The organism is Streptomyces sp. NTD91, assembly GCF_059510455.1.
Genome location: NZ_JCAJZW010000091.1, coordinates 1 through 9,406, shown reverse-complemented (window position 1 = coordinate 9,406; position 9,406 = coordinate 1). Strand labels below are relative to the sequence as shown.

Below are 9,406 nucleotides of genomic sequence, written 5' to 3'. Positions count from 1 at the left end.
CCCACCGAAAGTGAGACAGGGCCGATCGTTTGACAGACCCCAGTGTGAAGACCAGGGCCGAGGAGGTGACGGAGCGCCACATGCCCGGTCTTGAGGAGGAGGTGATGACACGTCGGGACCCTTCTGCTGTGGCCGGGCTGCTCTCGGGCCAGCGTCAAGGTAGATGACCACTACCGACACCCCTCGGGGTGTGTAGTCAGCCACGCGACAATTGGCCGACTCTTTCCTTGATCGGGTCATCTCTTTGCGATCTTGTGGACAGCCCTTTCTTCGTGTTCATGGCCATGCCATGGAAGTCTCTGACCTCACGTGTGCAGAAAGCGTTCACCTCTGCACCAGTTGTGCGCGACGTGCAACGCTGTTCTGACAAGGGGTCGAACGATGTCCGTGTGGGGTGGGAAGCGGCGCCGCAGCCGCGTACGCAGATCCGGCTGGGTCGTCTTCCTCACCGTGGGAGCTCTCTTCGTCTCCGCGGGCTCGGCTGGGGCAGACGCGATGCAGCGTTCCGCGCATCGGCATGCCTCTGCGCCTCATGTGCACTCCGCACCGTCGGTGAAGGGCGTCAAGCCGGTGGCGATGCACTTCGCCAAGCCGCACGACCAGGCCACCCGGCGCTACCGTCCCACCGCCACGAGCCTGCCCAAGCCGCAGACTGCGACACTCCCCGTCGCCGCGGCACACAAGTCCTTCGCCGCCGGGCATGCTTCGAGCCGGGTGCCGCTGTCGATCGAGCAGGTTGCGCCCAAGCACGGCTCCTACTCCGGGCCCTCCTCCGCTAGCGTGGCGGTCAAGCCCCGCGCACAGGCGGCAAAGGCCGGCGTGAACGGAGTGCTGTTCACCCTCAAACCCTCCGGCAGAGGCAGCGGCACGGCACGGCTCAGCCTTGACTACTCGCGCTTCGCCCAGGCCTACGGCGGCGACTTCGGCTCCCGACTGCACCTGGTACGACTTCCTGCCTGCGCCCTGACGACCCCGCAGCGTGCCGCGTGCCGCACCCAGACCCCTGTGCGGTCGAAGAACGACGCACGGAGCAAGTCGCTCTCCACGACGCTGCACCTGGGCTCCACGACTGGCGGCACATCGGCAGGACCGCAGAAGACGGCGACCACCGGCTCACCCATGATGGTGATGGCCGCCGTGTCCGGATCCGGCGGTGGAGACGGCGGCGGACCGTCGGGCTCTTACGCTGCGACGACGCTGAAGCCCTCCGGTTCCTGGTCGGCGGGTGGCTCGTCGGGCTCGTTTACCTACTCCTACCCGATGTCCGTCCCCTCGTCGGCGTCCTCGCTGACACCGGATGTGTCGCTGGGCTACGACTCCGGCTCGGTGGACGGCCAGACCTCGACAACCCAGGCTCAGTCCTCCTGGGTGGGTGATGGCTGGAACACGCCGCAGTCGTTCATCGAGCAGTCTTTCATCCCCTGCAAGGACGACCCTGAAGGCAGCGCATCGCCGGTTTCCACGTCGGACGAGTGCTACGACGGTCCGGTCCTGACGCTTTCCATGAACGGGTCGACGACCTCCCTGGTGTGGGACTCCTCGAAGAGCGTGTGGAAGCCGCAGAACGACAACGGCGCGGTCGTCAAGCACGTCGCGAACTCCAATAACGGCAGCGGCACGTACAACACCGACTACTGGACGGTGACCGAGCGCGACGGCGAGGTCTACTCCTTCGGCCGCAACGAACTGACGGGCTGGGCTTCGGGCAAGCCGACCACGAACTCCGTGGACTCCATGCCCGTGTATTCGGCGCACTCTGGTGACCCGTGTTACAGCTCGTCCGGGTTCACCTCGTCGGTGTGCACGATGGCCTACCGCTGGAACCTGGACTACGTCACCGATGTCCAGGGCGACGCGATGTCCTACTACTACAAGCAGGACACGAACTACTACGGTGAGGACAACGGCGCTCACAACGTCTCCTACGTCCGTGACTCGCACCTGGACCACATCGACTACGGCTTCACCGACGGCAACGCCTACGGCACGGTGCCGGACAAGGTCCTGTTCACCACGGGCGACCGATGTGTGTCGGGTACCTGTGACCCGCTGAACTCCACGACCAAGGCGAACTGGCCGGACGTGCCCTACGACCTGGTCTGCGCGTCCGGGGCGACCTGTACCGCACACAGCCCGTCGTTCTTCTCCACGGTGCGGCTGACGTCGGTGACCACCGAGCAGTACGCGGCCGGCTCCTCGTCGTACGCGAAGGTGGACTCCTGGGCGCTGACGCAGACCATGCCCACCTCCGGTGACGGCAATGCCACCCTGTGGCTGTCTTCCATCGCCCACACCGGTCAGGACAGCGCCGGTGGCGGCAGCACCACGCCCATCACGCTGCCCGGCGTGACCTTCACCGCTGTGGACCTGCAGAACCGGGTGGACACCGTCACCGACGGCCTGCCGCCGCTGGACCGCTTCCGCATCTCCGGGATCACCACCGAGACCGGCTCGGTGATCGGCGTGCAGTACGCACAGACCGCGGCCTGTTCCGCGCCCGTCACCGTAAGCCCGTCGTCGAACACCTCTTCCTGCTACCCGGTGTACTGGACCCCGCAGGGCTACAGCGCACCCATCCTGGACTGGTTCAACAAGTACGTCGCGAACAAGGTCACCGAGACCGATCCCACCGGCGGTGCGCCCACGATGGCCACTTCCTACCAGTACGCCAAGCCGGCCTGGCACTTCGACGACAACGAGGTCGTCCAGAAGAAGTACCGTACCTACGGGCAGTGGCGCGGCTATGAGGACGTCAAGACCCTCACCGGTGACGGCGTCAACGACCAGCAGACCCTGGACGAGACCACCTACTACCAGGGCATGTCGGACGACAACAACACCACACAGGTGAATCTGGCCGATTCCCAGGGCGGCAGCCACGAGGATCTCAACCAACTGGCTGACGAGCCCCTGGAGTCGACCTCCTACCTTGGCGACGGCGGTCCGGTGGATCACTCCACCATCACCTCGTACTGGGTCTCTCCCGCCACCGCCACCCGTACCCGCTCGGGCTTGCCGGACCTGACGGCCAACATCGTGCAGCCGGTGGAGACCTGGAGCCGGCAGGCGCTGACCGACGGCGGCAGCACCAGCTGGCGCGTCAACGAGACGGACGCCGCGTACGACGCCACCGTCACGGACGCCGACTTCGGCCTGAAAACCGCCGAGTACAGTCACACGGTGCCTGCGGACGGTGCGTACGAGCGGTGCACCACCACCACGTACGCGGCCCCCAACACCGCTGAGAACCTGGTCGGTCTGGTCGCGAGCACGGAAACCGACTCGGTTGCCTGCGGCGGTTTCACCGAGGGCAGCACCAGTAGTGTCCCCGGCTCGGTCAACACCCTCACCGCCCCCCTCAGCGTCAACCGTCCGGACCAGGTCGTCTCCGCCACCCGCACCTTCTACGACGACCAGAGTCTGGCCACCACCTGGCCGCAGCCGGCGTCCCCGACGTTCCCGCAGGCCAGCGCGCCGACCAAGGGCGAGGACTCCGTCACGCAGCAGGCCTCCGACTACAGCGGCGGCGCCTTCACCTGGCGGACCACCAAGACACAGGTCTTCGACTCCCGCGGCCGGGTCACCGCCGCCTACGACGCAGGCGGCAACAAGACCACCGCCGCCTTCACCGACGACGCCTACGGCTCGGTGACCGGCACCACCACGACCAACCCCCTCAGCCAGAGCACCACCACCACCCTGGACCCGGCCCGCGGCCTGCCCCTCACCGCAGCCGACGCCAACGGCGTCGTCACCACCGTGCAGTACGACCCCCTGGGCCGCACGACCAGTGCGTGGCTGAACTCCCGCGCTACCACCAGCCCGGCGAACTACACCTACGCCTACACCATCTCCAACAGCGGCATCACCGCCATCACGACGAATAAGCTCAACGACTCTGCGGGCTACCAGACGTCGACCACTCTCTACGACGCACTGATGCGTCCGCGGCAGACGCAGGCTCCCACGCCGCAGGGCGGGCGTCTGGTGGCGGACACCTTCTACGACACCCGGGGCTGGAAGTCCGCCACCTACAACGGGTGGTGGGACTCGGCGACCACGCCGAACACCACCCTGGTCTCCGCAGCCGACCTCAAGGATGAGGTGCCGAACCAGGACTACTTCACCTACGACGGCCTGGGCCAGACGCTGATCGACCAGTCGGAGAAGGACAACGTGGAGGTCTCGCGGACCACCACCGTCTACAACGGCGACCGCATCACCGTCATACCCCCGGCCGGGGGCGTCACCAAGACCACGGTGACCGACCCGCTCGGCCGTACCTCGGAGCTCGACGAGTACACCAGCGCACCCACGCTGAACACCCCGTCGAACACCTTCACTGGCATCTGGTCTGTCAGCGGCGGCAGCAGCCAGGCCACCACCTACGGCTTCGACGGCCACGGCAACCAGGACAAGGTCACCGCCGGCGGCAGCACTTGGACGACCACCTACGACCTGCTCGGCCACGCCACCGCCAAGGACGATCCCGACGCGGGCCACAGCACCCTTCAGTACGACAACGCCGGCAACCTGCTGCAGAGCACCGACTCCCGCAACAAGACGGTCAGCTTCACCTACGACGCCCTGGGCCGAAAGACCGGCGAATACGACGCCCCCGTCACCGGCCAGTCGTCCTCGAACCAGCTCGCTTCCTGGGTGTACGACAACTCCAACAACGCTGTCACTGGCATGAAGGACGCCATCGGCCACGTGACGACCGAGACCGCCTACTCGGGCGGTGCCGCCTACGTCACGCAGTCCAAGGGCTTCAACGTCTTCGGTGAATCCCTCGGCGAGACCGTAACCATCCCGTCCTCCACCGAGGGAAGCACGCTCGGCACCAGCTACACCTTCCAGCACATCTACACGACCACGACCGGGCTGGCCTACCGCGACGTCTACCCCGCCTCGGGCGGCCTGCCGTCCGAGGCGGTCACCCACACCTACTCCGGTGCCCTCGACCTGCCCTCCGGGCTGGGCAGCACCTCCGGCTACGCCCAGACCACGGCCTACGACGCCTTCGGCCGCATCCAGCAGGAGACCATCGGCGCGGGCTCCAACGAGGCCTGGATCACCAACACCTACGATCCCCACACCAGCGCGCTCACCGACCAGCTGGTGACGCGCTCCACGGCCACACCCACCAACGTTGATGAGCAGGCCTACACCTACGACCCGGCTGGCAACATCACCAAGCAGACCTCCACCCGGCTCGGCTCCACCACGTCCGCCGAAACCCAGTGCTACCAGTACGACAAACTGGATCGGCTGACCCAGGCCTGGACCGCCACCGACTCCTGCGCCGCCACCCCCACCACCGGCAACTCCTCCACGGTCGGTGATGCCCTGGACGCCAAGGCCGCGTACTGGACGACCTGGAGCCTGGACGCACTGGGCAACCGCACCAGCGAGGTGCAGCACTCCACCACCGGCGGTACCGACACCACCACCAACTACACATACAACGGCAACCTGGCCAGCCAGCCCCACACCCTTACCTCGACCGACACCACCGGTGGGGCAACCGCCTCCACCACTGCCACCTACGACAGCGCCGGCAACACCCAGACCCGCACTACCCCCACCACCGGCACCCAGACCTTCACCTGGGACGACGCAGGCCAGCTCACCGCCATCACCGGCGGCACCAACGGCGACAGCCACTACGTGTACAACGCCGCCGGAAGCCTGCTGCTGCAGAAGGATCCCGGCACAACCACCCTCTACCTGCCTGGGGAACAGCTCGCCCTCAACACCGCCACCGGCGACGTCAAGGGAACCCGCTACTACACGCTGCCCGGCGGCGGCACAGCCGTCCGCACCGGCGACGCCGCCACCAACACCAGCACCTACACCTTCCAGATACCCGACCAGCACGGCACCAACGGCCTGCAACTGGACTCCACCGCACAGACCCCCACCTGGCGCCAGTTCACCCCCTACGGCGCACCCCGCGGCACCACCGTCACCTGGAGCGACAACCGCGGCTTCCTCAACGCCCCCACCGACACCAGCACCGGCTTGACCACGCTCGGCGCACGCCAGTACGACCCCACCACGGGCCGCTTCATCAGCCTTGACCCCCTCTTCGAAGCCACCAGCCCACAAGAACTCAACGGCTACAGCTACGCGGGCGACAACCCGGTCAACCAGGCGGATCCGACGGGTCTGTGCATGGCCGACCAGTGTGGCATCGGCTACCCCATCGGCGGCACCGGTGGTAGCCCCAGCAATCCGAAGCGCTATGTCACTACCGGGCCCGTCAACCCTGGTCACCCGGAGGACGGCTACTGCCACCACGGCGTATGCGGCCCGACCCACTACAACAGCAGCGGCACAGCGCATGCGGGCAGCGGCGACTCGGCGAGGGAGAGGAAAACCATCGGGGGCGTGACAGTATCCGGTACTGCTGCGCAGATCGCGAAATTCAAGGCTCTCTTCAAACAGAACGCGATGGCGATCCCCACCTATGCCGGACCATGGGGCAATGCCGAAATTCCCCAGGCGGTTGCAAAATCCTACGCCGATCTCGAAACCTGGGAAAGAATCTGTCACCAGCGCGGGATGTGCGGTGCCCTGCTGAGCAGCATGGTGCAGATGGCTGCGGCAGGCATGGCCAAGGCTGTGGGCAAGAGTGTTAACACGTGGCAGTGTCAGATCCTCGGGTGGGGTTGCGGAGTCGTCTCTTCTTCTGCCGCAGCCTATGTGCCGAGATATGTGTACCGTTCCGGTTCTGGCAGCTATAAGAACTTGACGCCACGCGTTGTTGACACTGAGGGCCTGAGTACGTTTGACACCCCAGATAGAATGAGGGGTAAAACTCAAATCATCGACACCGAGAAGCTGACTTCCTTGGAAGCCGTGCCGGACGGTGGAGGCCACGTTTCGATTCGCCCGAAGGACATGGATGAAATGGAGGGGTGGATAGAGTCGCGAGAAACCGCGGGAGACGATCCTCACCCCTTCACGGTTGAGCTGAAACAAGCCATTATCGACGCGTCGGAGATCGAAGAATGAGGGCTGGAAGCCGACTGATATGATCCTTCTGCGTATCAAGACGCAACTGTACTTCGCGATCACGGCGACTATTTCCTCGGAAGGGTGAAACGTGGCGGTCTGCTTCGAACTCGTGGTGAACTTCGGTGACAACCTGGAGGCGGCGCAGGCCGCCGCCTTGACTAATCCCAAGCCATGGGTGCTTCACGCTGGCGCCCATCGCATACCTCTTCACCGACCCATGCTGAATAGGGCGGGCTCGTATATCGAGCTTTCAATTCTTCCGGTAGCGGTCAGCTGGCACTGTGGCCTCGACGGAAGCGTGAACAGATTCCATCTCACGGCGGCAGAGTTGACCGAACTGGGGCAGCAGCTCTACGAACTGCTCGCAAAGTTTGACGGATATGTCGCCGCCAAGGTCGGCTGGGACCCGGAACCCCTCTTGGACCCCCATGAACTCAAGAGTGAGTGGTCGGAGGAGCTGAATGAGGGCAGCATCCATGGACTCGTGCTGTGTGAAAGACTGCACGCCGAGCTTGGCCTGAGCGCGGATTACACCGTGTTCCAGCCGGGATACAGATGGATTCCGTACCGCGGAGAGGAACCAAGCAGCCTTACGGCTGATTGAGGGGACGGGCAGTTTGGCCACGGCCCAGTCATAGATCCGCGGCCCCTTCGCTCCGTCGCCGCAGGACAGCCGCTGCCAGGCATCATGGGTGCTTCGTCGATGAGCTGGCCGATGCGCCAGATTCCGGCCAGGTACTTGATCTGCTGGGACTTGGGCACGGCGACCACGTAGCCGACGTCGAGTTGTTCGAGCAGGCGGACGTCAGCCGGGTGTGGGTCGCGGGGCAGGTCAACCAGCACGGTGGCGGTGCCCGATGCCTCGTCCTCAGTCAAGCCGCCCCGTACCGCCCGCAGGCGCAGCGCCTCCAGTTGGGCGTGGGCCTCCACCAGGTCGGTGGGCCGCGGTTCGACGGCGATCAGCAGGGCCACATCCCGGGCCCAGTCGGCCAGTGCGAGCAGATCAACCACCGCGACACCGTCCCGGGCACAGACGGCCTGGGACGCGGAAGCCTCGAGCAGCAGCAGGCCCTTTTCCGGCCTTCTGCTCCTCGGCGGCTCAGGTGGGCTGAGAGGTCGTTCTCTTTCCGAACCTCATGTGCGGTTCTCACTGGTCAGGCATGAGATGGCCGTTGTCGCGGGAGTCTCAGCCCGTTACTGGCCGAGATGTCGTGGAGGTGGCCGATGCCGTCGATGCGCGCGGTTTTGGAAGGGCGGCAGAAGGCCGCGGCGGTGCAGGTGAAGGAACTCGAAGCCGAGTTGGAACGGGTGCGGGCGGCTCTGGCAGACGCGGAAGAGGTGCTTCGGCGTCGGTTGATCGGCCTGGAGCAGTATCTGGAGGCGCTGGCCGAGGAGGGTGCGCCCGCCGAAGTGATCGGTGCAGTGCCGCAGAGGAAGCCGGTGTGACCGCGGCGGGCGGTGCCTCACCGGCAGAACGCGACCGGGACCGAGGAGTTGTCGCCGGACTACCAGGCGTTGATGGCCGCCGCGGTGGATGCGGCAGGCGACGGCCTGGGTGCCCGGCGGGCAGCAGTGGTACTGGGCTGGGACAGCGCCTCCGCCTCCCGGGTCGAGGGAGCGAGGGTACGGCTGAAGCGGCTGGTGGAACGGGGCTGGCTGGTCGAGGAGAAACCGGGCAGGTTCATGCTGCCCGCACCGGAACAGTCAGCTGGTGCTGGGCGGCCAGACGGCGGCTCATGAGCATGCTCATCGACCACAGGATGACGGGTTCACTGGTGTCGGGACGCCGCTCGTAGTCACGGACCAGACGCCGACTGCGCAGGAACCAGGCAAAGGATCTTTCCACGACCCAGCGGCGGGGCAGGACCTGAAAGCCGGTGACGTCGTCGCTGCGGCGGACGATGTCGAGGACGAGTCCGAGATGCGCCGCGGTCCAGTCGGTGAGGTGGCCGGTGTAACCGCCGTCGGCCCAGACCCTTGCCAGCCGCCCGAAGCGGCTCTTTGCTGCGTGTAGCAGGATGCGGGCGGCGTCCCGGTCGGTCGTGGAGGCCGGCGTGACCAGCACAGCCAGAAGGAGCCCGAGTGTGTCGGTGAGCAGGTGCCGCTTGCGCCCGTTGATCTTCTTCCCGGCGTCGAAACCCCGGGATGCGAAAGCGACGGTGGCGTCCGCCTTCACCGACTGCGAATCCACGACCGCCGCACTCGGCTCTTCCTCACGGCCCTCCGCATCACGGACGGCTCCCCGCAGCCGGTCATGCAACTCGGCCACCAGACCCGCATCCCGCCAGCGGGCGAAGAAGGCATACACCCGTGGCCAGGGCGGAAAGTCGCAGGGCATCGCGCGCCATTTGATGCCGTTGTCGTAGCGCACCGCGTCGAGCAT

3 protein-coding genes and 2 pseudogenes are annotated in these 9,406 nt (G+C 66.0%); 3 read left to right on the top strand and 2 right to left on the bottom strand.

Annotated elements, in window-relative coordinates:
• The first annotated feature begins 534 nt into the window (after positions 1 to 534).
• Together AC5WRT_RS38375 and AC5WRT_RS38370 are read left to right on the top strand one after the other, a co-directional pair.
• A complete protein-coding gene (locus AC5WRT_RS38375; RefSeq protein ID WP_496101075.1) occupies positions 535 to 7,020 on the top strand; it encodes an RHS repeat domain-containing protein in 6,486 nt (2,161 codons plus the stop codon).
• A 91-nt stretch (positions 7,021 to 7,111) separates the two neighbouring features.
• Complete coding sequence (locus tag AC5WRT_RS38370; protein ID WP_496098813.1) at positions 7,112 to 7,627, top strand: hypothetical protein; 516 nt, start codon at positions 7,112 to 7,114, stop codon at positions 7,625 to 7,627.
• 6 nt (positions 7,628 to 7,633) lie between these two features.
• Here AC5WRT_RS38370 and AC5WRT_RS38365 read toward each other — a convergent pair.
• Positions 7,634 to 7,824 (bottom strand): annotated as a pseudogene (locus tag AC5WRT_RS38365) (IS701 family transposase); the annotation flags it as partial.
• 432 nt (positions 7,825 to 8,256) lie between these two features.
• Here AC5WRT_RS38365 and AC5WRT_RS38360 point away from each other — a divergent pair.
• Positions 8,257 to 8,763, top strand: a pseudogene (locus AC5WRT_RS38360) (hypothetical protein).
• Here the strand turns inward: AC5WRT_RS38360 and AC5WRT_RS38355 are convergent.
• Positions 8,705 to 9,406 (bottom strand): IS5 family transposase (locus AC5WRT_RS38355; protein WP_496101074.1); only part of this gene is annotated, 702 nt, incomplete at its 5' end. The pseudogene AC5WRT_RS38360 and the gene AC5WRT_RS38355 sit on opposite strands and share 59 nt — an antisense overlap.